The 21,092-nt window shown below is 67.2% G+C and carries 24 protein-coding genes; 11 read left to right on the forward strand and 13 right to left on the reverse strand.

The features are described from left to right. Nucleotides 1–61 precede the first annotated feature (61 nt). Nucleotides 62–574 carry a MarR family winged helix-turn-helix transcriptional regulator gene (locus GV790_RS19430; RefSeq protein ID WP_163814755.1) on the forward strand — a complete coding sequence of 171 codons (513 nt, stop codon included), beginning with the start codon at nucleotides 62–64 and terminating at the stop codon, nucleotides 572–574. Nucleotides 575–794: 220 nt separating this feature from the next. Here GV790_RS19430 and GV790_RS19435 read toward each other — a convergent pair whose 3' ends face one another. After that, nucleotides 795–1,658: a MerR family transcriptional regulator gene (locus GV790_RS19435; RefSeq protein WP_163814756.1), complete on the reverse strand. Its 864-nt coding sequence runs from the start codon at nucleotides 1,656–1,658 to the stop codon at nucleotides 795–797. A gap of 216 nt (nucleotides 1,659–1,874) precedes the next feature. Here GV790_RS19435 and GV790_RS19440 point away from each other — a divergent pair, with 216 nt between their 5' ends. Beyond that, nucleotides 1,875–2,507 (forward strand): lipocalin family protein, encoded by a 633-nt coding sequence (locus tag GV790_RS19440; RefSeq protein ID WP_256673401.1) that lies wholly within the window; start codon nucleotides 1,875–1,877, stop codon nucleotides 2,505–2,507. After that, nucleotides 2,504–3,868 carry a cryptochrome/photolyase family protein gene (locus GV790_RS19445; protein WP_163814757.1) on the forward strand — a complete coding sequence of 455 codons (1,365 nt, stop codon included), beginning with the start codon at nucleotides 2,504–2,506 and terminating at the stop codon, nucleotides 3,866–3,868. Before GV790_RS19440 ends, GV790_RS19445 begins: the two co-directional genes overlap by 4 nt. Before the next feature lie 29 nt (nucleotides 3,869–3,897). Here the strand turns inward: GV790_RS19445 and GV790_RS30775 are convergent, their stop codons facing one another. Next, complete coding sequence (locus tag GV790_RS30775) at nucleotides 3,898–4,323, reverse strand: hypothetical protein (RefSeq protein ID WP_218586440.1); 426 nt, start codon at nucleotides 4,321–4,323, stop codon at nucleotides 3,898–3,900. A 381-nt stretch (nucleotides 4,324–4,704) separates the two neighbouring features. Next, nucleotides 4,705–5,262, reverse strand: a complete 558-nt coding sequence (locus GV790_RS19455) for a TetR/AcrR family transcriptional regulator (protein WP_163814759.1) — start codon at nucleotides 5,260–5,262, stop codon at nucleotides 4,705–4,707. A 75-nt stretch (nucleotides 5,263–5,337) separates the two neighbouring features. Between GV790_RS19455 and GV790_RS19460 the strand changes: the two genes are divergently transcribed. Genes GV790_RS19460 through GV790_RS19470 form a run of 3 tightly spaced genes read left to right on the forward strand, consistent with a single transcriptional unit; the run spans nucleotide 5,338 to nucleotide 8,474 of the window. Then, complete coding sequence (locus tag GV790_RS19460; protein WP_163814760.1) at nucleotides 5,338–6,933, forward strand: FAD-dependent monooxygenase; 1,596 nt, start codon at nucleotides 5,338–5,340, stop codon at nucleotides 6,931–6,933. A gap of 42 nt (nucleotides 6,934–6,975) precedes the next feature. Further along, a complete protein-coding gene (locus GV790_RS19465; protein WP_163814761.1) occupies nucleotides 6,976–7,572 on the forward strand; it encodes a TetR/AcrR family transcriptional regulator in 597 nt (198 codons plus the stop codon). A gap of 14 nt (nucleotides 7,573–7,586) precedes the next feature. Continuing rightward, nucleotides 7,587–8,474 carry an alpha/beta hydrolase gene (locus GV790_RS19470; RefSeq protein WP_163814762.1) on the forward strand — a complete coding sequence of 296 codons (888 nt, stop codon included), beginning with the start codon at nucleotides 7,587–7,589 and terminating at the stop codon, nucleotides 8,472–8,474. A 273-nt stretch (nucleotides 8,475–8,747) separates the two neighbouring features. On the opposite strand, the gene GV790_RS19475 is transcribed toward GV790_RS19470, so the two are convergent. The 6 genes from GV790_RS19475 to GV790_RS19500 form a co-directional block, all read right to left on the reverse strand. After that, nucleotides 8,748–9,320, reverse strand: coding sequence for a GNAT family N-acetyltransferase (locus tag GV790_RS19475; protein ID WP_256673403.1), 573 nt, complete (start codon nucleotides 9,318–9,320; stop codon nucleotides 8,748–8,750). Beyond that, nucleotides 9,274–9,690, reverse strand: coding sequence for a DUF6463 family protein (locus tag GV790_RS19480; protein WP_163814763.1), 417 nt, complete (start codon nucleotides 9,688–9,690; stop codon nucleotides 9,274–9,276). The genes GV790_RS19475 and GV790_RS19480 overlap by 47 nt, the downstream gene beginning before the upstream one ends. Nucleotides 9,691–9,896: 206 nt before the next feature. Beyond that, entirely contained in the window at nucleotides 9,897–10,640 is a 744-nt protein-coding gene (locus tag GV790_RS19485; protein WP_194991367.1) for an alpha/beta hydrolase, read from the reverse strand. A gap of 193 nt (nucleotides 10,641–10,833) precedes the next feature. Beyond that, entirely contained in the window at nucleotides 10,834–11,775 is a 942-nt protein-coding gene (locus tag GV790_RS19490) for an NAD-dependent epimerase/dehydratase family protein (protein WP_163814765.1), read from the reverse strand. A 1-nt stretch (nucleotide 11,776) separates the two neighbouring features. Continuing rightward, nucleotides 11,777–12,142, reverse strand: coding sequence for a hypothetical protein (locus tag GV790_RS19495; protein ID WP_280213331.1), 366 nt, complete (start codon nucleotides 12,140–12,142; stop codon nucleotides 11,777–11,779). Between the two features lie 74 nt (nucleotides 12,143–12,216). After that, complete coding sequence (locus tag GV790_RS19500) at nucleotides 12,217–12,969, reverse strand: SDR family NAD(P)-dependent oxidoreductase (RefSeq protein WP_163814766.1); 753 nt, start codon at nucleotides 12,967–12,969, stop codon at nucleotides 12,217–12,219. A gap of 242 nt (nucleotides 12,970–13,211) precedes the next feature. Here GV790_RS19500 and GV790_RS19505 point away from each other — a divergent pair, with 242 nt between their 5' ends. The 3 genes from GV790_RS19505 to GV790_RS19515 all read left to right on the forward strand — a co-directional run bounded on the left by GV790_RS19505 (nucleotide 13,212) and on the right by GV790_RS19515 (nucleotide 14,887). After that, entirely contained in the window at nucleotides 13,212–13,808 is a 597-nt protein-coding gene (locus tag GV790_RS19505; protein WP_163814767.1) for a TetR/AcrR family transcriptional regulator, read from the forward strand. A 276-nt stretch (nucleotides 13,809–14,084) separates the two neighbouring features. Beyond that, the gene (locus tag GV790_RS19510; RefSeq protein WP_163814768.1) at nucleotides 14,085–14,462 is read left to right on the forward strand and encodes an RNHCP domain-containing protein; all 378 of its coding nucleotides are present in this window, start codon (nucleotides 14,085–14,087) and stop codon (nucleotides 14,460–14,462) included. Between the two features lie 11 nt (nucleotides 14,463–14,473). Further along, nucleotides 14,474–14,887, forward strand: coding sequence for an RNHCP domain-containing protein (locus GV790_RS19515; RefSeq protein WP_163814769.1), 414 nt, complete (start codon nucleotides 14,474–14,476; stop codon nucleotides 14,885–14,887). A 69-nt stretch (nucleotides 14,888–14,956) separates the two neighbouring features. On the opposite strand, the gene GV790_RS19520 is transcribed toward GV790_RS19515, so the two are convergent. Next, entirely contained in the window at nucleotides 14,957–15,226 is a 270-nt protein-coding gene (locus GV790_RS19520) for a GlsB/YeaQ/YmgE family stress response membrane protein (RefSeq protein WP_163814770.1), read from the reverse strand. Nucleotides 15,227–15,611: 385 nt separating this feature from the next. After that, nucleotides 15,612–16,763, reverse strand: coding sequence for a Rieske 2Fe-2S domain-containing protein (locus GV790_RS19525; RefSeq protein ID WP_163814787.1), 1,152 nt, complete (start codon nucleotides 16,761–16,763; stop codon nucleotides 15,612–15,614). 252 nt (nucleotides 16,764–17,015) lie between these two features. Between GV790_RS19525 and GV790_RS19530 the strand changes: the two genes are divergently transcribed. Together GV790_RS19530 and GV790_RS19535 are read left to right on the forward strand one after the other, a co-directional pair. Next, a complete protein-coding gene (locus tag GV790_RS19530; protein ID WP_163814771.1) occupies nucleotides 17,016–17,669 on the forward strand; it encodes a fasciclin domain-containing protein in 654 nt (217 codons plus the stop codon). 143 nt (nucleotides 17,670–17,812) lie between these two features. Then, on the forward strand, nucleotides 17,813–19,363 hold the full coding sequence (locus GV790_RS19535) for a molybdopterin-dependent oxidoreductase (protein WP_163814772.1): 1,551 nt from the start codon (nucleotides 17,813–17,815) through the stop codon (nucleotides 19,361–19,363). Between the two features lie 23 nt (nucleotides 19,364–19,386). Here the strand turns inward: GV790_RS19535 and GV790_RS19540 are convergent, their stop codons facing one another. After that, entirely contained in the window at nucleotides 19,387–20,118 is a 732-nt protein-coding gene (locus GV790_RS19540; protein ID WP_163814773.1) for an anti-sigma factor, read from the reverse strand. Further along, nucleotides 20,111–20,764, reverse strand: coding sequence for an ECF RNA polymerase sigma factor SigK (gene sigK, locus GV790_RS19545; protein ID WP_163814774.1), 654 nt, complete (start codon nucleotides 20,762–20,764; stop codon nucleotides 20,111–20,113). The genes GV790_RS19540 and sigK overlap by 8 nt, the downstream gene beginning before the upstream one ends. Nucleotides 20,765–21,092 lie beyond the last annotated feature (328 nt).

The following is a 21,092-nucleotide window of genomic DNA, read 5'->3' on the forward strand; positions in this document are numbered from 1 at the left end:
GGCGAACCCTCTCAGATTCTTAATATTTAAGCAACAGAGGTTCTGCGGCTAGGCTGTGCCCGTGGATCAGAAGCGACGCGCGCCCAAGCACCGAGGCGACCCCGAGCGGCCGGCGATCGAAACCGAGATCGGCTCCGACCTGCGCGCGCTCACCGCGGTCTCCGAACAGCTCGGGCACGTCTTCGCGCGGTCGAACAATCTGCGGCCCAACGACTTCCGGGCCTTGCTGCACATCGCGACCGCCGAGTTCGAGGGCGTCCCGCTCACTCCGGGGCGGCTGGGCAGACTGATGGGCATGTCCTCGGCCGCCGTCACCTATCTGGTCGAGCGCATGATCGACACCGGGCACCTGCGTCGCGACGCCGACGACACCGACCGACGCAAGGTCCTGCTCCGCCACGACGAGCAGGGCCGGTCCGCAGCCGAGGACTTCTTCATTCCGGTGGGCACGCGGACCAGGGCGGCGCTGGCCGAATTCTCCGACGACGACCTCCGAACCACCCATCGCGTGCTGACAAGCGTCATCGCGGCACTGCGCAACCACCTCGACGAAGTGACCGCACCCGATCGGTGAGGTTCCCGCTCGATCGCCGTCCGTCGTCAACCGGTGCCTCATCGCGACCTGCCGTGGCCGGATCGTCGGCGCCGCGTGCGGTTCGGCGCGAGATCGACTGTCATCGCGGTCCCTCGATCCGGATTCGTCACGCGTTGCCGCGGGAGGTGCGCAACGATTATGCATCGTTTTCTCGGATGAAGTCGAGGCCCGCGCTACCGGGACAACCGGCCAGGCCGGCTCAGGCGTCCGCGTCGAGGATCCGGTCCACCGCGTCGGCGAGTCCGGACAGGCACTGGGCCGATTCCGGCAGAATCGCCGACTCCCAGCCCGGACCGCCGACGAATACCCGCGCACCGGTCGCGCCCGCGGCGCGAATCGCCGAGATCAAAGCGGTCGACTCCTGCTGGGACCACAGCACGACGGCGGGCGGGCGATCGGTGCGGGCGAGCGTATCGGTGAGCGCCGCCGTCGGAACGTTCGCGCCGAGCATCCGCACCCGCACACCACGTTCGGCGAGCGCGGCGCGCAGCGCTTCCAGCGGCAGCACATGGGTTTCGCCGCTGGTACAGGCCAGCACCGCGGACTGCGGGCGCCGCGCGCCGACGGAGGGCGGCAGGTAGGTGTGCAATGCGGCGGTGATCGACCACGACAGCAGATGCTCGACGTCGACGCAGCCCTCGCCGCCCAGCTGACGTGCCACGATCTCGGCGAATGCGGGGCGGCACAGCAGTTCCCAGGTGTCGATGACGCCGAAGGTTTCCAGGTGTGTGGCCAGCAGATCGGCCATGGCATGGGTGTCGAGTTCGAAGGCCGCGTCTAGCAGCGCCGCCCAGCCGCCGCGCTCCGGCGCGGTGCGCCTGCCCGCGATCGAGGCCGCCGCACTCGACGGGCTCGCGCCCGCGCGGATCAGCGCGAGCATCTGCTCCAGCAGGGCGATATCGGATTCGCTGTAGAGACGATGACGCCCTGGCTCGCGGGCGGGCCCGATGCCGTACCGCTGGTTCCAGCTGCGCAGTGTCGCCGTCGGGATGCCGAGGCGTTCGGCGACCACCCGCACCGGATAACCGGGCGAGTCGGGAGCGGGAGTCGAGCCGGCGAGCATGCAGATCATTCTGCCCCGACGACGCGTGCGGCTCGCCGCCCGAGAGCCGCACGCGCGAGGCCCGGAGCGCACCGCGCGGTGGCCCCGGAGCCGCGCACCGGGACCCACGAACGCGGCAAGCTGACGACGCCGCGCGGCCATGTCCCCGTGATGCATCGTTTATGCATCTTTTCATGTAGCGTTGATGGGAACAGGACAGAACGCGAGGAGTTGCGAATGAAGTCGTGCACCACGACCGGGCGCACGCCGATGGCGATCCTGCTGGCCGGATTCGCGGCCGCGATGACCCTCGCCGTACCGGCGCAACCGGCGTCGGCCGGCCCGCTACCGAGCCAGGTCGCCGGGCCGGTGCCGGTACCCGCTCTCGACGTGCAGCGTTACCTCGGCACCTGGCGTCAACTGGCCGTGGTACCGCAGCCGTTCAACCTGTCCTGCGCGCGCGACACCACCGCCGAGTACGCGCTCGACGCCCGCGGTGACATCTCCGTGCACAACTCGTGCGTGACCTGGACCGGCGAGCTGAACGAGATCCGCGGCACGGCAACGGTCAACGATCCGCAGACCAATGCGCAACTGCATGTCAGCTTTCCCGGAGTACCCGGGCAGGATCAGCAGCGCGGTGCCACCAACTACATCGTCACCGCCCTCGCACCGGACTATTCCTGGGCGCTGGTGACCGATCCGACACGACTGTCCGGCTTCGTGCTGGCCCGCGCGGCCGGCCTCGACGCCGCGACCTGGGATCAGGTGCGTGCCGCGATCACCGCCGCCGGGCAGAGCCCCTGCCTCTACCTGACCTCGCCGACCACCGGCGGGATCAGCGACGTCGCCCCACTGTGCCTGCGATGAACGAGCCGGCCGAGTCTACGGGCACGTCTCGCACCGGGGCGAGCCCCTCGATCGCCTTGTTCACTCGTGATCTACGGGTGGAGGACAATCCCGTCCTCGCGGCCGCCCAGCGCACCGGGTCCGCGGTGGTGCCGCTGTTCGTTCTCGACGAGGACATCATCACCCGTTTCGGCGCGGCCAACCGGTTACGTTTCCTGCTCGCCGCCCTCACCGAACTCGACGCGGAATTGCACCGTGTCGGTAGCCATCTGGTGATTCGCCGCGGCGATACGGTCACCGAGACCGTGCGGCTGGCCGAGCAGATCGGGGCCGCGCATGTGCACGTCGCCGCCGACGTCAGCGCCTACAGTGCGCGCCGCGCCCAGCGCCTGCGCGACCGGCTCGATCAGGACGCCCGCACCCTGCACACCCATGGCGAATCGGTGACCGCGGTGGATCCGGCCGCCTTGCGCCCCTCCGGTGGCGGTGATCATTTCGCGGTCTTCACCCCGTATTTCCGGCATTGGATCGACGACCACCGCCGCGTCCCCATCTCCGCGCCCGCCCAGCTCACGACACCCGATGTGCCCACCGACCAGCTACCGACCGTCGCAGAGCTCTGCCGAGAACCCGGCTCCCCGCAGCTGAACGTCGGCGGCGCGACCACCGGCCGAAAGCTACTGCGGCAGTGGAGCTCTGGCGCTGTGCGCGACTACGACCGGCTCAGCGACGCGCTCGACGCGGACGCCACCTCCCACCTGTCCCCCTACCTGCATTTCGGATGCCTGTCGCCGGCCCAGATCCTGTCGGCGACCGATCTGCGCACCGACGGTGGCTATGCCTTCGCCCGGCAACTGGCCTGGCGGGACTTCCACCATCAGGTACTCGCGGCGCGACCAGATGCCGCCTGGGCCGACTACCGGGCCCGCGCCATCACCTGGCGCGCCGACCCCGAAGCCGTGCGCGCCTGGCAGCAGGGCCGCACCGGCTTCCCGATCGTCGACGCCGGGATGCGTCAGCTACTCACGCAGGGCTGGATACCGGGGCGGGCGCGGCTGATCACGGCGAGCTTCCTCAGCACAACACTGCGCATCGACTGGCGGATCGGCGCCCGCCATTTCCTGCACTGGCTCGTCGACGGCGATCTGGCCAACAACCAGCTCAACTGGCAGTGGGTCGCAGGCACGGGCACTGACACCCGCCCCAATCGGACCCTCAACCCGCTACGGCAGGCCGCCCGCTTCGATCCCGACGGCGATTACGTCCGGCGCTGGATACCCGAGCTGGCCGAGCTGCCCGGCGCCGCGATCCACCGCCCCTGGCGCCACGGCGTCGACCTCGCCCGCTATCCCGCGCCGATCGCGGAGTGCGCGGGCATGTAAAGCGACGGTCCAGCCGATCGACGCGGTGCTCACGCCGCCGATGTACCGACCCCACCGATGCGAGTAGTGACGTCGCGCAGGCAACGGGTGCCGCAGCGGCCGCGGTCCCAGCGGAACTGCATCTCCGTCCAGAAACCCTCACCGCTGATGCCCGGCCGGGAACGCACGGTCGCCGAAGGGGCGAGCGCGTAGACGATCTGCCAGTCGAGATCCTGCGCATCGCCGGGCGGAACCGAATGGGTAGCAGCGCCCAGCTGCACGTGCACAACGCTTGCGCTGGAAGTGATCTCGCAGTGCACCACCGCGGCATCATCGGTGCTGCCGACCAATTCGGTGGCCATCTCGTTCACCACGAGGCCGATGGCATCGACGTCGTCGGCCTCGAAAGACTCTGTCAGAGCGACGGTTTCAGCGATCGACTGCAAGGTCGCCGCCGCGTCCGGCCGCGCCGGCAAGCCGAGGCTCACTGCCGCAGCGGCGATCGGTGTGTTGTCGGAATCAGGATCCATTCTGCGCACCTTTCGATCTCGCGGCCGTCCGTTCGGGCAGCGCAATACCTGGCCGACCGACCCGACCCGGGCTATCTCGTGTCGAAATGACGCATGGTCAACGCCACTACGATGAGCAGAACACTGGGCACCAGCAACACCACGATCGCACTCGTTATCACCGCGGGCCACCCCACTCGACCGGGGACGCCACTGCAACCAGGCGCTCGCGGAGAACGAACCGATCCCGCAGACCGGCAGCTGAACCACAACTCTGCCTCGCCATCATCAACGGTTTGTACCCGACCGGTAGCGAACGCAAACCCCGAGCGCACCCCACCGCCTCCGCTATTCGAAGAAGCCGCGCAGCACAGCGCTCGCCGCCTCGGCGGTATCCATCGCGGGCACATCGAGAGTCAGGCGATCGAAGGCAATGCCGGTGAGCAGGGATGCGATCGCGTCGACCTGCTGGTCGGTCGCGCGCGGGTAGGCGGCTCGGATCCGGGTGGCACGTCTGCGGACGGTGACCGCGCGGAGTTCGCGCATCGTCGCGGCCAACTCGGCATTTCGGCTCGCTTCCAGCGACAGTTCGAACCGGGCCAGATAACGGTTCCTGGCCGCACCCGTGCCCGCATCACCGGCTGCGGCCAAGTAGTCCGCGACGTCCTCGGACCTCGCCTCGTCTTGCGGGGAGTCCGGCTCGGCTTCGAGTTGAAGATCGAGGATGCGGCGGGCGATGGCCTCGTACAGCGCCGCCCGGGTCGGGAAATAGTTCGAGGTGGTGCCGATGGGTACGTCCGCGGCGGCGTCGATGGCGCGATGGGTGACCTGCGCCAGGCCGTGTTCGTCGATCAACGCCAACGCTGTGTCGGCCAACAGGGCACGGCGCTCACTTTTCTTCGGCATCCCTTGAGATTACTACATCGTAGTATTACGTTGTAGTACAACGATGTAGTGAATACGAAAATGAGGTGGGAACCCATGCCGGACAATGACGTTCAGGAGACCGAGGTCCTGATAGTGGGAGCCGGGCCGACCGGCCTGTGCTCGGCCATCGAGCTGGCCAGGCGCGGGGTGCACCACCGGCTGATCGACCGCAATGACGCCCCGGCCCTCGGGTCACGAGGCAAGGGACTCCAGCCACGAAGCCTGGAAGTACTCGACGATCTCGGCGTGGTGGACGCGATCCGCTCCGCGGGGGTGATCGGACTGCCGTTGCGTGTGCACCAAGACCACAGGCTCACAGTGGAGTTGGCGACGGCCGGTTCCGGACCGCGGCCCGGTGTGCCGTATCCGGATCTGCTGGTGATCCCCGAATGGCGGGTAGAACGGTTACTGGCGCAGCGACTGCACGAAGTGGGCGGCGAGGTGTCGTTCGGACGCGCGCTGAGCTCGTTCCGGCAGGACGACGATGGAGTCACTGCCGAACTCGATACCGGCGAGGTGATCCGCGCGCGTTTTCTGGTCGGTTGCGACGGCGGGCATTCCACGGTGCGCAGACAACTCGGGATCGGCATGCACGGGCGCACGCATGACGACCAGTACTTCCTCGTCGGCGATGTCTCGATCGAGGGGCTCGACGACGATGCCGCCTACGCCTGGTTCGGCACGGACGGCAGCTACCTGGCGGTTTCCCCCTTGCCGCAGGCCGAGGGGGCATGGCAGTTCCAGGCCAACGTCGTGCCGGGGCCGGACGGGTCGATCCCTGAGCCCACGCTGGACGTTTTCCGCGAGTTGTGCGCCGCGCGAACCGGCCGTGCGGATATTTCACTGAGCCGCCCGACGTGGTTGTCCCGCTATCGGTTCAACGCCCGCATGGTCGACCGCTACCGGCACGGGCGAGTGTTCCTGGCCGGCGACGCCGCCCATGTGCACTCCCCCGCGGGCGGGCAGGGCATGAACACCGGCATCCAGGATGCCTACAACCTCGGCTGGAAACTCGCCGCCGTTCTCGACGGCGCGCCGAGCGCCCTGCTCGACAGCTACGAACTGGAACGAATCCCGGTCGCCAAGGTTCTTGCCGACAGCTCCCGCGGTTTCGAGTCGGTGTTCGCTCTGCGCGGGGTGCGACGAGCGCTCCGAGACCATGTGCTCTTCCCGGTGCTCAAAAGGCCCGCTGTGATGGGTAGGCTCCTCGCCAGGACCAGCCAGCTCGGCATTTCCTACCCCGACTCCCCACTCACCGTCACCACCACAAGGCGCCATCGAGGCCCAGGCCCCGGCGACAGGGCACCGGACGCTCACGGTGTCGACATCGGCGGCACACCGACACGGCTGTTCGACGTTCTGCGCGGAACCCACTGGACCCTCCTCGGTTTCGGCGCCGACTCGATCCAGGCCTTCGATGGCATCGACGGCGTGAACGCCGCACGCGTCCGCACCTGCCTGATCCTCGATCCCTCGACCCGCCCTCCATCAGCAGCCCCGCAGTTGCTGATCGGCGCCGAAGCCGAGCGGATATATCGCGCCGACTCCGGCACCCTGATCCTCATTCGCCCTGATGGATATATCGCGGTGCGCACGCACACCGGCGCGACGATCTCCGATTACCTCCACCGGCTGCACTCGGGCGATTGACCGACCGACGGTCGGTCTGTACCGTCGGTTATGGAGGTGCACATGCGGGAGGTCAAGAAGCCCGAGGTGCGCAAGGCGGAGATCGTCGACGCGGCTCTCGCCCTGTTCACCGAATTCGGATTCGAGAAGACCACGGTGGAAGCGATCGTCGGGCGGCTCGGGGTCGCGAAGGGGTGTTTCTACCACCACTTTCGATCCAAGAGCGACGTGCTGGAGGAATGCGTCACCACGCTGGCACGGCGGATGGAACGCGACTATCTGAATATCATCGGCGACCGCACGGTCGCGCCGGGGCGACGCCTGGTGGCCTATCTCGATTACAACTACGAGCTGGCCGCGGCGCCCGCGTCCGCAGGGTTCCTCGCCGATCTGCACACCCGATCGTTCGACGACGTGCACAAGAGGGTGACCGGCGAAGTTGTGGCCGCACTGTTGCCGGCGATGACGCGCCTACTGGAAGACGGTGTGGCGGCGGGCGAATTCGATGTCACCGATGCCGAATCGACCGCGGTGGCGATACTCGGCGCGCTCACCGGACTACACGAGTTCTACGTCGGCCGGCCTGAACTCGACCTGGCCCGGCACCGGCGCCATGTGCTCGATCTGCTCGGACGAATCCTTGCTACCGAACTGGCTTGAACAAGGAGCGATGTATGGACGTGATACGAGTCGAATTCCGTTCCGGGGGCACCGAATGCGCGGCGACCGTGTATCGCACGAAGCGGGCAACGGGGCTTCCCGGCGTCGTGCTGTGCCCCGGGTTCGGTGGCACTCAGGACACACCGTCGATCGAGGCGGCCGCGCGCACCTTCGCGGCAGCCGGCTACATCGCGGTCACCTTCGACTACCGGAACTTCGGAACGAGCCACGGCGAGCCACGGCAGTTGGTCGACATTGCCGGGCAGGTCGCCGATATCCATGCGGCCACAGCCCTGACACGTGGGCTCGATGAGGTCGACCCGAATCGGGTCGCACTATGGGGAACCTCGCTCGGCGGGGGCCATGTCGTCACGGCAGCGGCCGACGACTCACGAATCGCGGCCGTGGTCGCCCAGATACCGTTCAACGGATTTCCCAAGAAGGCCGCGGGACGCTCTCGAAAGGCGACCTTCGCGTTGTTCAGCGCCATGATGCGCGATCGTGTGCGTGGCTGGACCGGCCGGGCACCGTATTACCTTCCCGCGGTCGGTGAGACCGGCGAACTCGCCGTGATGACGGGGCCACAAGCGTCCCAGACCATTGCGGCCATGCACAGCGCCACATGGGAAAACCGGGTGGCCCCGCGAGCCCTGTTCGACATGATGCGCTACAAGCCGGAAACCTGTGCGCACCGGCTCACCATGCCGCTGCTGGTCTGCGTCGGCGAATTCGACAACGAGACCACCGAATCCGACAGCAGTCGGCTGGCCGAGGTGGCGCCGAGCGGATCGCTGCGCCGGTATCCGTTCGGGCACTTCGACTTCTATCGCCCGGACGCCCGAACCGAGGTCCTCGCGGATCAACTAGAGTTCCTCGACAACGTGCTACTCCGCACCGCCTGACGCGCCGGCCACTCGAGATCCGCGGGTGGACGTCCGCCTCGCCCGCCTGCTGCTCGGTGATGACGCCGGCGATCCCGCGATCGCCGTCGGGCCACTGCCGTAGCCGGCGGAGGTCAGACGGGTTCGAGATCGCCGGGCGTCCAACTCTGGTCGAAGAACCCGGTGTTGATCGCACAGATACGCCTGCACCGCGCGCTGGATCGCAGCTCCTCGGTGAGCACGCGCGCCATCTCCGCCGGTGGCGTACCCGCCGGCGAAGTCGGCTCCGGGCCGCTACCGATCGGGCATCGCCGTGCTGAACCGGGCCGTGCTCCCATCACCGCCGACACGGTGCAGTCCGGCCTTTTCCAGGACGCGGATGGAGGCCGGGTTCGCCTCGTCCACATCGGCGTACACCGTGTGGACCTCTGGTGCGGTCAGCGCGAAGGAGACCATCGCCCGAGCGGCTTCGGCGGCATATCCTCGGCCGCGCCGTGACGTGACGATGCCGTATCCGAATTCGAGGGCGCCGTCGTTCGGCGGCCACAGCAGACTGATACTGCCGACGACCAAGCCGGACGCCCGCTCGACGATCTGCCGGTGCCCCTCGCGCGTTCCGGCCTCCTGCTGGGCGATCACGCCGGCGATCACGCGATCTCCCTCGGCCGGGAAGTCGTCCACCCAGTCCGCCCGCCGTTCGCCATCGGCGACGGCGGCGAGATCGTCAGCGGGCCATTGCCGTAGACAGAGGCGGTCGGTGTGCAACACTGCCCCGGATAGCGAGAAAATTGATGACATGCGACGCTCCAATGTCTCTGGTTCAGCCGGCGCGAACGGATAGTGCGGCCTCGTTTCCGGGCCCGTCATGACGAGCACGGCGGGAGCCGGCCAGGAGCAGACCGGCGACGACCAGGAGGATGAGCAAGGGCGAGGGGCCGCCGACCGCGACGGTGATCAGGGTCCAACCGGCGACCAGCCAGGCGAGGAACGCCGGCGGTGTGATGCCGCGCCGGTCCAGCCACAGCACCAGCAGGCCGATCATGAGGAACGGCACGCCGAAGCTGAATATCGTGTACCACAGCGTGGCTTCGGCGTAGTCCATCGCATTGGCTTCCGCCGTCCATCCCGTCCCGTCGAGCCATGCTTGCCCGTGGGTGGGGGCCGACTCGATGAGAGCGCCCGTTGTGTGGCCGATTCCGGGAAACAGCACTATGAGCCAACCTGCCCACTTGATCATGTGAACTCCTCGTTCTGGATATGGAACTCCCCGGCTCCGCCGGGTACACACGGCGCGTCTTCACACCGCCGCGTTCGCACCGATTCACTCAAGTATACGGTGCCGTATATTTGAGCTTATGTCATACATACGGCGCCGTATACATCGGGCTTCATGAAAGGAATCACACCGGACGAGATGAAATTTCGGGCGTCGTGTCCCCGGAATCAAGCGACGAGGTGGCGGCCGAGAAAATCCAGGACGAGTTCGGTGTAGCGCTGTCGCGCGAGCTTCAATCCCTCCAGATGCCCGGCGCCGGGCAATACCTCCACCTGGAAACCGGTATACCGGGCCGCCAGAGCCTGAACGGCTTCCGGAGTGGTGATCTGATCGTTTTCGCCGCAGATGAAGAGCGCGGGTACCTGCGCGGCCGTGGGCGATACCCGTGGCGGCCATTCGACACCGAGCAATGCCTGCGCTGTCGCCGTCATCGCCGACCTGGTGGCGGCGCCGGCCCGACCACGGGCGAATACTCCCGGCACAGGCAGTGGCCCCGCTGCCAGGAAGCGTTCGAACAGGGCGCGTCCGTCATCCACCGGCCCGCTATCACAGATGATCGCGTCCACGGCGAAGTCCGGACGGGTCAACGCGTGTACCGAAGGGAAGGTGGAGAACGAGAAGCCGAACAGTGCGATCCTCGCGTCACGAAACTCCGCCATCGCACGCAGCGCCGCGACGACCTCGACGATATCGGTGGTGAAATGCTCTCCGAGCCTGCGGAAACCGCGGTGATAGCTGCTCGCCCCATGGTTGCGATGATCGAACAGGCACACCGTGTAGCCCGCCTCGTGGAGCAACTTCGCATGGGCAAGGGAAGCCGATTTGCTCAGCCCTATGCCGTGCCCGAGCACGACGACGCGGTCCCGCGCACCCGCGCACAGCCACACGTGAATCCGCCCCGTCGGGGACACGTCGACGATTCGCTCTGTCGCCGCAAGTTCGACATCCTCCGGTCGCCGGTGGTGCGGGCGGCGCGGCGGATGATACATCCGAAACCCCAGTGCCACACCATAAGCCGCTCCGACCGGAGCAACAAGGGTGGACATCAGCTTCCTACTATTCGAGCTCACAGCGAGTTCCTTCCCGGGCAGACGGGTCGAACGTTCATCGGATCTGGTAGTCATCCACATCGAGTGCGGCCAGCCCCTCGTGGCAGCTGGCGTATCGAGGTGTCCAGCCGAGCTCCCGTTTCGCTTTCTCATTCGACAATCGGATGCTGGTGCCGACCATGAGTCCGTACAGATAAGGAGCGGGCCGTAGCAGCCAGCCGGGAATACGCCGCGGTTCGGGAGCATCGGATGCCCGCGCGATCGCGCGAATGTAGTCATCGAATCCGAGGGGGCAGTCGTCGGCGACGTTGTACGCTTCGCCGCCGCGACCCCGCTCGAGCGCGGCGACGGTCGCCGCGGCCGCATCGAAGATGTGGATAGGCGAGGTGATGCCCGCACGTGCGGGTACCGGGAGCCTGCGGGCGCGAGTCGACGCGGCGAAACGCCGGGTAGTGGGTTCCGGTCCGTAGAACAGGCCGTAGCGCAGCGCGATACCGTCGATTCCGCGTGCGGCGAAGACCTGATCCTCGTTCGATCGCATCGACCGCAGGTGACGATCGAAAGCCGAACCGTCCGGCCGGCCGAACAAATGCTCCTCGGTGACCGGCTCGCTACCGTGATCGCGGTAGCCGTAGCCGAGAAAGAAAGATTGAGTGAGGAACCGCCGCGCCCCCACCGCCGCGGCCGCGAGCAGCAGATGCGAGGTGCCGATGTCACGCAATGCGTTGGTCTCGTCGAGCCGGCTGTGCGTGATCGGCATCCGGCTGAGCGCGGTGGCCTGGTGGATCACCGCATCGGCGCGATGGCCCGTCAGCGCCGTCAGCAGCCCGTGCTCGTCCAGCACGTCGGCCACCACCGGTTCCGCGCCGATCACCGTCAGCCGGTCCGCGCCCTCGGGCCGGCGACATAGGCCGATCACCGAATGCCCTGCGGCGATCAACTGCTCGGTCAAGGTCATACCCAAGGTGCCGGTCGCGCCGGCGACGATAACTCTCATCTCACTTCTCCTTACGCTGTTCGAGGATTCGCAAGCGCACGCCCAGCGCCGCGATCGCGATCAGGGAGACGGCTCCCAGCGTCCAGAAATCCGAACTGTTGCCGCCGAGGTCGGCATCCATCGCGTGGTTGATCGCATGGAAGGTATTGGCGAATGCGAAACCGAACAGCACGACAGCCAAGGCATCCGGCCATCGCAGCGCGCACAGCATCATCAGCCCGATCCCCAGCTGGAACACGCCCGCGTCGTGCAGGAAGTGCACGTGATTGGGCCAGTTCGCCCATTCGGCGAACCCCGCCGGGTCCACCCGCATCCACCCGCCGAACACCACCATCGTCGCCGAACAGAGGATCGTCGCGATGACCACGAAGCGCCTGGAAGAACCGAGCCGGTGGCCGCGGACGGACACAGTCGTGGCTCGCGGCTGTGCTGGTTCCGCGCTCATGACCGCCGCACCCCCAGTCGCACAGCACCATCGAGCCGCATCGTTTCGCCGTTGAGCATGGCGTTGTCGATGACGTGGGCGACCAGTGCGGCGAATTCGTTCGGCACGCCGGGCCGGGCGGGATGCTGCGTGGCCGACAACGAAGCCCGCTGTGCGTCATCGGGCAGTCGGCCGAACATCGGAGTATCGAAAATGCCGGGCGCTACGGTCACCACGCGAATGAGTGCCGGGGCGAGATCCCTGGCGGCGGTCAAGGTCATTCCGGCCAGACCTGCCTTGGCCGCGACGTAGGCGACCAATCCGGCAGGAGCATCCGTCCCGGCGATCGAACCGGTATTGATGATCACTCCGCGTTCGCCTTCGATCGGCTCGAGGTCTGCCATGCGAGCAGCCGCCAGCCGCAGGAGATTGAACGCGCCGACCAGGTTGACCCGTATCACCTCGGCGAACTGCTCGATGGGCAAGGGGCCGTCCGCATTCAGCGTCGAGCCGACGCGATCGATGCCCGCGCAGTTCACAACCGCTCGCAGGTGGCCGAGTTCGCGCGCCCGGTCCAGCGCCGACGCGACATCGCCGTCGGCACAGATATCGCCTGGGACATGGTGGATTCGGCTCTCGCCGCCGCCGGCGCCCGCGTGGGTGTCGAGCACGACGACCGTCGCCCCCGCCCGGGCAGCTCGGTCCACCACCGCCAGGCCCAAACCCGAGGCGCCGCCCGCGACCAGGACGACCGATCCGTCGATCTTCATCGCGGGGACCTCCTCGGCCCGCCCGGGCTCGTGTCAGTTGTCATCGTTGTCCCTCTCCACTGGGGGTTCGTCAGAGGCGCGTTCGTCGTCGCCGTGGGGGATGGATGAGCCCGGCGGACGGTGGTCTCGCGCACCGACGGCCGAGCTCTATGTCGGCCAACATAGCCTGTGCTGAATAGTCGGTCAATGGCTGCCTAGGCTAGGCTTGCGTCGCCGGAACCCTGGAAGGACGGACGAACGACATGGCCGATCGACGTGCCGAGACCACACGGGAGAGCCGCAGGCTGCTGATCGAGGCCGCCGCCGGCCTCTTTGTCGAAAAGGGCTATCAGCAGACCACTTTCGCTGATGTTGCGGCCCGTTCCGGCGTGAGCCGCGGCTCGATCCCGTGGCATTTCGGCAACAAGGAAGGACTGCTCGCAGCGGTGCTCGACGACGCGGGCAACGCGCTGCTGGCCGGACCAGGCGAACCGTCCGGCGACGGCTCGCCGAACCCGACCGACGATCTACTGGCCGGCGTCAAGCAGCCGGCGATCGCGAAGATGTCTTTGCTCTTCGTGGCCTTGTTCGCCGAAGCCGCGAACCCGGACTCCCCCATCCACGACAAGTACGCGGGTTTGCATGAACAGCTGCGTGAGATTGCCGAGCGATGGGTCGACGCGCACGTTCACCTGCCCGACGGCGTGCGGCCCGACGGCTTGGCCACCATCTTGATCGCCGCCTCTATCGGCATACACCTCCAGGCCACGATGGCTCCTGAGCTCATCACCGTCGAGGACATGGTCGAGCAACTCGAAGCGCTGATAAAACCGCTACTCATCGAACCACCACGCCGATGACCGCCGTCGCACCGAATTCCCGGCGTGGGACCGCTGAGAAATTCGCTGGCACCCTCGCGCGCCCGCGGCCTACAGTGCTCCATCGACCCGTCGAACCACAACGTTCCGACTTCGGAGGATGAGGATGTCTACCCCCTGGATGGCGCCGAGCGCGCCTCACCGAATGACCGATGCCACTACCGCCCAGGCCCGGCCTGCGCGGTAGCCCGCCATCCATCGAGGCGCACTCGGCCGGCTCTCGCTGTTTCTCTCTTCGTCTCAGTCAGGAGCTACCGGGTGTCCGACACCACCACACACAACAACCCGAGTCCGGCACAACGGACCGGCACCTTCACCTGCCTCCGATGCGGGCTCGTCGTAGCCGTACTCGCGCCGGATGACAGCAGGCGCAATCACTGCCCGAGCTGTCTGCATTCCAGGCATACCGTCGATCATCGGGACAGCGGCCGTTCCGATTGCGGTGGCCGGATGGCGCCGCTGTCCATCGCGGCGCTGCGGACCGGGCACTGGGCCATCGTGCACCGCTGCGCCCGGTGCGGCGAGCTGTCGCTCCATCAGATCACCACCGATGACAATCAGCTGATCCTGATGCGCCTGGCCGTGCGTCCGCTCGCGGAGCCGCCGTTTCCGCTCGAAATCTTCAGCGAGCTGTGAGGACATCGGCGATGCCGCGCAGAAACACCACACGACGCCATCGGCAGCGCGCCAAGGATGTGCTGCACGCGACCGACACCGGGTCATCGGCCGATACGTTCCGCTGTGTGCAGTGCCGGTTCGATGTTCCTTTCGCCGCACCGGGTACCGCACATCGCAATCACTGCCCGCAATGTCTGACCAGCCGGCATGTCGACCGCAGGCGGCCCGGCGACAGGGCCGAGCCGTGCCGGGGCCGGATGACGGCGATCAGCATCTCGGTGCGCGACAGTGGCGAGTGGGCGCTCATTCACCACTGCCTGGCCTGTGGTGCGGTGCGCTCGAATCGCATTGCGGGCGACGACAACGCCCTGGCGTTGATGCGAATCGCGGTGCGCCCGCTGGCTGATTCGCGTGCCGGAAGGCGGGCCATGCTCGCACTGTAACGCCGCCGCGGGCGTCCCATCGGGACGCCCGCGGCGGTCGGTGCCGGGGTGCTAGGTCCAGGCCGCGTATCAACGCACCCGGCGGCCTGTGACAGCCAGGTACAGCGCGATCAGGACGACCGCGACCACGATGCCGACCACTAGCGGAATGATCTGGAATCCACCATTGCTGTTGGAGTATCCCGCCTGGTAGGCGATCCAGGAGCCGGCGAAGGAGCCGATCACACCCAGCAGGATCGTCATGATGACACCGATGTTCTGCTTACCCGGCATCACCAGCCGCGCTACCGCGCCAACGAAGAGTCCGACGATGATCGCGCCGATAATCGTTCCGAGCATGAAGATCCTCCTTCTGCGACACGGGCCGAGGGGCCCACGATCGGCATACCACGAACGCCGGCGACCAAACGGCCCCAGTCGGCGTTCGCGGGCTCGCCGGCGGGCGAGCCCGCGAACAATCACACCGATTGCGTTTCGATGATGCACAGTTCCCCGGAGGCAACTGCCGCGTCGATGGTCCGCCGGATCCGTGAGCACCCGGCCAGCGCCGGTCCCGGCGCCGGCGAAGACGCCAATTCATAGCAGGCGGAACGCGCTTCGGCATTCCACTGCAGACTTGTCTGGGCCCGGCTGCTCTTACGAACCAACACTCGAGCAGCGCACTCGTCGCAACGCAGAGGTTGCAGGGGTACGTCGTCGAGGCGGTTGTCGGTGCGATCCGCGATCATGCCGGTGCCCCGGTCGGATCCGCCTGATCAGCCATATTGTCGGCAACCTCCTTGCGCCAGACCGCCTGAGCCCTGGACAGATCGAGTTCGTGTTCGAACCGGTCCACCATCTCCGGGGTGACATCGGCGCGGTCCAGATAGAACTGGTTGTACCAGCGACGCAGCTGGTAGACCGGCCCGTCCTCCTCGCACAGCAACGGATTATCGATGCGAGCCTTGTGCCGCCAGATCTCGACGTCCTGCTCGAATCCAAGGCGGATGTAATCGCCGAGCGCGACCGCCGCGTGTACCGCCACATCCTCGGGCACACCGGGCTGTTTCTTGCCGATGATGCCGTACATCAGCACGAATTTGCCGGCGCTGACCGGGTAGTGGCAGTTCAACAGCACGGTCTGCTGATCACCGGTCTCGTAGTGGTAAGTGAGGTCGTCGATCATGAAGGCGGGACCGTAATACGAGGCGACCGAGGTGGAACCGAGCAGTTTCGGCTGCCCCTCCGGCGCCGCGAAATCCTCGCGAGCCTCGCTCTTGAAGTACTGGGTGGCGATATGCCCCTCGAAGACGTTCTTGAAGTACGACGGCAGAGAGCCGTGGACATAGTAGAAGTGCGCCATGTCGACGACGTTGTCGATGATCTCGCGGCAGTTGTTGTCGACAATCGTTGTGTACCAATGCCAGTCGGTCCACTCGTCGCTCTCGGCGCCTTCGATACGCGGGATGGTTTCCGCGGCGGTGGGCGGCTTGCCTTCCGGGTCGTGCCAGACGAACAGCATGCCGTCCTGCTCCAGACTGGTCCACGCCCGGGTGCGCGCAAGCGGAGGAACACGGCGCGCGTACGGGATGTTTGTGCAGCGGCCGTCACCACCCCAGCGCCAGTCGTGGAACGGGCAGGCTATGTCATCGTCTTTGACCTCGCCCTCGGACAGATCACCGCCCATGTGGCGGCAGTAGGCGTCGAGAATATTGATCTTGCCGTCGCCGGTTCCCCGGAAGACCACGAGCTTGGTGCCGAAAGCTTCGACCGTATGTGGCTTTCCGTCGGCGAAATCGCGAAGCAGGCCAAGGCAGTGCCAGCCGCGCGCGAAGCGGGCCGGCGCGGAGTCGGCCTCGATTTCGCGGAAATCGGAGTCTGATCGCAGAAGTGTCATTGCACCCTCCTCGGAGGAAAAGTGTTCGAGTGCCGCGGCAGGCTGATGTCCGCCACTCGAACGGGCGAGAACACGTTCTAACACGGTTCGCATGCACCGAGACCGGTCGATGTTCACTGATCGGGAAGCGTTGGCCGGTGGGCCACCTCGCCACGGGTCGGGGACCCGTCCGGCATCGATCGCACGACGAACTCCGTACGGCACATAAGAACTGAACGACCGTCCAGGTCGTGGACGAAAGTGATGAACCCGATGAGAATCAATCGCAGTACTCTCGCGATCGCGGTCGTATCGACCGCCGCATTGCTCGGCGCGTCGGCGTGTGGCGACGATTCGTCCAGCGAATCCGCTCCAACGACGACGATGTCGCCGCCCGCGATGCAGACCAACGAGCCCACCGGCGGCAGCGCCGCGGCGGATCTGGTCGGCCCCGGCTGTGACGAATACGCCGCGCAGGTACCGACCGGTGCGGGCTCGGTCAGCGGCATGGCGCAGGATCCGGTGACGGTGGCGGCGTCGAACAATCCGATGCTGACGACGTTGGTCAAGGCGGTGTCCGGGCAGCTCAACCCGCAGGTGAACCTCGTCGATACGCTCAATGGCGGCGAGTTCACCGTGTTCGCGCCGGTCGACGCCGCCTTCGCCGAGATCGATCCCGCGACCATCGAGTCGCTCAAAACCGACGCCGACACCCTCACCACCATCCTGACCTACCACGTCGTGCCGGGGCGGATCGCACCCTCCGATATCTCGGGCGAACAAGCAACAGTGCAGGGCGGCACGGTGAACGTCACGCGCACCGGTGACGACATCAAGGTCGGCAACGCATCGGTGATCTGCGGTGGGGTGTCCACGGCCAACGCGACGGTCTACATGATCGACGGCGTCTTGATGCCTCCGGCCTGAACCACCTGACTTCCGGATAGTGGTGCCGCCGGTCGAGGTGACCGAGCACCATCACCGGGGTGGAGAACCGGCCGCGCGGGTTCTCCACCCCGGCGCACGGATCTATCGTTGCCAGCACATCTACCGCCAGGTCTCGAGGCGCCATGGACACAACACACGACCCGAACCACTCGACATCGCGCCCGCCGGGGGTAGTCGCGGCGGCGCTCGCGGGTGCCGTCGCGACCGCGGTCGTACTCGGCGTCGCGGAGTTGGTCGCCGCGGTGACGAACCCCGCGGCAGCTCCCTTCGTCGCCGTCGGAGCCACGGTCGTCGATCACACACCGGAGCCGTTGCGGGAGTTCGCCATCGAGCAGTTCGGCACCCGCGACAAGCAGGCCCTGTTCGTGTCGATGGCGCTGGTGATCGCGGCTCTGGCACTCGCGGTCGGGCTGCTCGAACGCACACGGCCCCTTGGCAGTGCGGTCCTCGGCGTACTCGGCATCGTGGTCGGCATCGTCGTGTGGCAGCGGCCGGGTGCCGAGGCAGTAGACGTGATTCCGACAGCGCTCGGGGTGGCCACCGGAATCGTCACGCTGCGCTGGTTGATCAACCGCGCTCCCCGGCCGGAGGTAGCTCGATCCGACCTCACGCGCCGCCGATTCTTGCTGCTGGCAGGCGGTGCGGCAGTCGTCGCGGCCGGCGCGATGGCGACCGGGCAGTGGCTCGGCGAGCGGCTGCGTGCGATCACCGCCGACCGCGCGGCATTCCGGCTGCCCGCCCCACGGGTTGCCGCGCCCCCGCCGCCCGCGGGGACCGACCCGCCGGTGCCGGGCATTACTCCGTTCGTGACCGCCAACGACCGCTTCTACCGGATCGATACCGCACTACGGATCCCCACCGTCACCCGCGACGACTGGCGGCTGCGCATTCACGGCCGGGTCAATCGAACGGTGCAGTTCTCGATGTCGGATCTGGAGGAACTGACCGCGATCGAGAAGATGATCACACTGACCTGCGTCTCCAACGAGGTGGGCGGTGATCTGGCAGGCAACGCGGTATGGACCGGATATTCGCTGGCCGAGCTGCTCGCCACGGCAGGCATCGCCCCCGAGGCGGACATGCTGCTCTCCCGCAGCGCGGACGGTTTCACCGCCGGGACACCGGTCGCCGCGATCACCGACGGACGCGATGCTCTCCTCGCGGTCGGCATGAACGGCGAACCGCTGCCACTCGAGCACGGCTACCCGGCTCGCCTGGTCGTCCCCGGGCTGTACGGCTTCGTTTCCGCGACGAAATGGGTTGTCGACCTGGAACTCACCCGGTTCGACGAAGCGACGGCGTACTGGACCGATCGCGGCTGGGCCGAACGCGCCCCGATCAAGGTGGCCTCCCGAATCGACGCTCCCGGCGCGTTCGCCACGGTGGCGGCCGGTCCGGTGATGGTGGCGGGAGTCGCGTGGGCGCAACACCGGGGCATCGCGCTGGTCGAGGTCCGAGTCGACGACGGACCATGGTCTCCGGCCCGCCTCGTCGCCGAATACTCGGCCGACACCTGGCGACAGTGGACCTGGCGGTGGGACGCGCAACCCGGACGACACACCCTGCGGGTGCGCGCGACCGACGGCGACGGCCAACGGCAGCCAGAGCAGCGGACACCGCCGATCCCGGACGGCGCCACCGGATGGCACTCGGTCGCGGTGACCGTGACCTGACCGGAGACGACGGCCCGGCCGGTTCACCCCAGCGGTACCGCGGCGACCGGGTCGCTCGTCGGCCGGGGCGAGCCACCGGAGGGTTCGACCGTGACCGCCAGTCGCGCGCCGTCATCGAACCGGACGACCAGCGGCGATTCCCGATTCGGAATGCTGTCCAGAACGCCTGCCGAATGCGGTTGCCCGTCAGCGGGAATCAACCACATCTGATACACCGTGCCGGGTGGAGGCGACGGCAGATCCTGGAACGATACGGCCGCGGCGGCCAATCCCGGCGAGGAGTAGACGGACATCGTTCCACCGGTGGATGCCTCGACCACTCGACTGCGCGTGTCCGACTCGGTCAGCACCTGTTGCGCGGTGACCCGCCCCGCATCATCTTCCCCGCCGAGAGAGACGGCGACTCCCACCCCGACACCGATCGCGACGATCGCCGCGGCCACCGCCGCCAGCCAGCGCCGCCGCCGCGCCCGGCCGGTGTGCTCGGCGAGCACCGTGACCGTCGCGGGCCGGTCATCGAGGGCACGCATGATCGCCGCCTCGACGTTCGGAGGTGCGGGCACCGCGTCGAGCACGGACATATGCGCCAGGGTGTCGCGCAGCGCCCGGACCGTGGCCCGGAATTGCGCCGCGGATCGTTCATCGGCCTGGTCGAGCAGGCGTTCGATCGCGTCGCTGTCCGCTTCCGAGAGCGCATCGAGTGCGTACGGGTAGGCAAGGTCGAGCAGTTCACCGGCCGGCGTATCTTCAGGCATCGCTCACCGCTCCCGCCAGACAGCTCTGCAAACGTTTGAGGCCATCCCGAATCCGGGTCTTCACCGTCGACAACGGTATGCCGAGGTAGGCCGCGACCTCGGAGTACGTCCGGCCGCCGTAATAGGCCAGCGCGACCGTCTCCCGTTGGCGATCGGTCAGGGCGGCCAGGCAGCGGACCACCGCCTGCTCCTCATAGCGCTGATCGACGGTCTCGGCGACCGTATCGTGATCACGGCCGAGATTGCGTTGACCGTACGCGAGCTCCCTTGTCGCCGAGGATGTTTCGGCTCGGACACGGTCTACGGCGCGGCGGTGGGTGATCATCATCAACCAGCCGATCGGACTCGCCAGCCGCTGGTCGTACTGCGCGGCGGTATTCCAAACGTAGAGGTAGACCTCTTGGGTGACCTCCTCGGCCGCGGCGGGTCGCCGGATGATGCGCAGTGCGAGCCCGAACACCCGATCGTGGGTGGATCGGTACAGTTCGGTGAACGCCGTGCGATCCCGGTCGGCGATGCGTTCCAGGTATCCCCCGAGCCGGCGCATGAGTTCTTGCTCCGCGCCGGTCCCGCCGGCCGGGCAGGCAGCGGGCGGATCGGGTTCGCTGTCCGGTTCCCGCTGGCCGAAGCGAGGTCGGTCCGCCATTGCTGTCCGTCTCCGTGGGTCGAGGGCGCCCGAGGGCAGGTGCGCGGCGCGGCGTTCACCGCAACCGGCGACACACTCCCCAGTCGCAGCAATCGCCGATACATGCGAGGAGTTCGTAACAGCCGGTCGATCGGCTTGGTTCGAACGCGTCACACCGTTGCCGGTTCCCGGCACCGTACCCGTTCCGGTAGCCGATACTGCCGCTCGGGGCCGATGGCCGATGCGAGTTTCGGGCGCCTCGGAAATCGAGTAGTCGATTACTCATATCGCACGGCACCCACCGGTCGACAATGGGACAGGAACCGATTGTCGGCCGACGCGGGCGAGG

Source organism: Nocardia cyriacigeorgica, assembly GCF_010858045.1.
GTDB classification, from domain to species: Bacteria; Actinomycetota; Actinomycetes; order Mycobacteriales; family Mycobacteriaceae; genus Nocardia; species Nocardia cyriacigeorgica_E.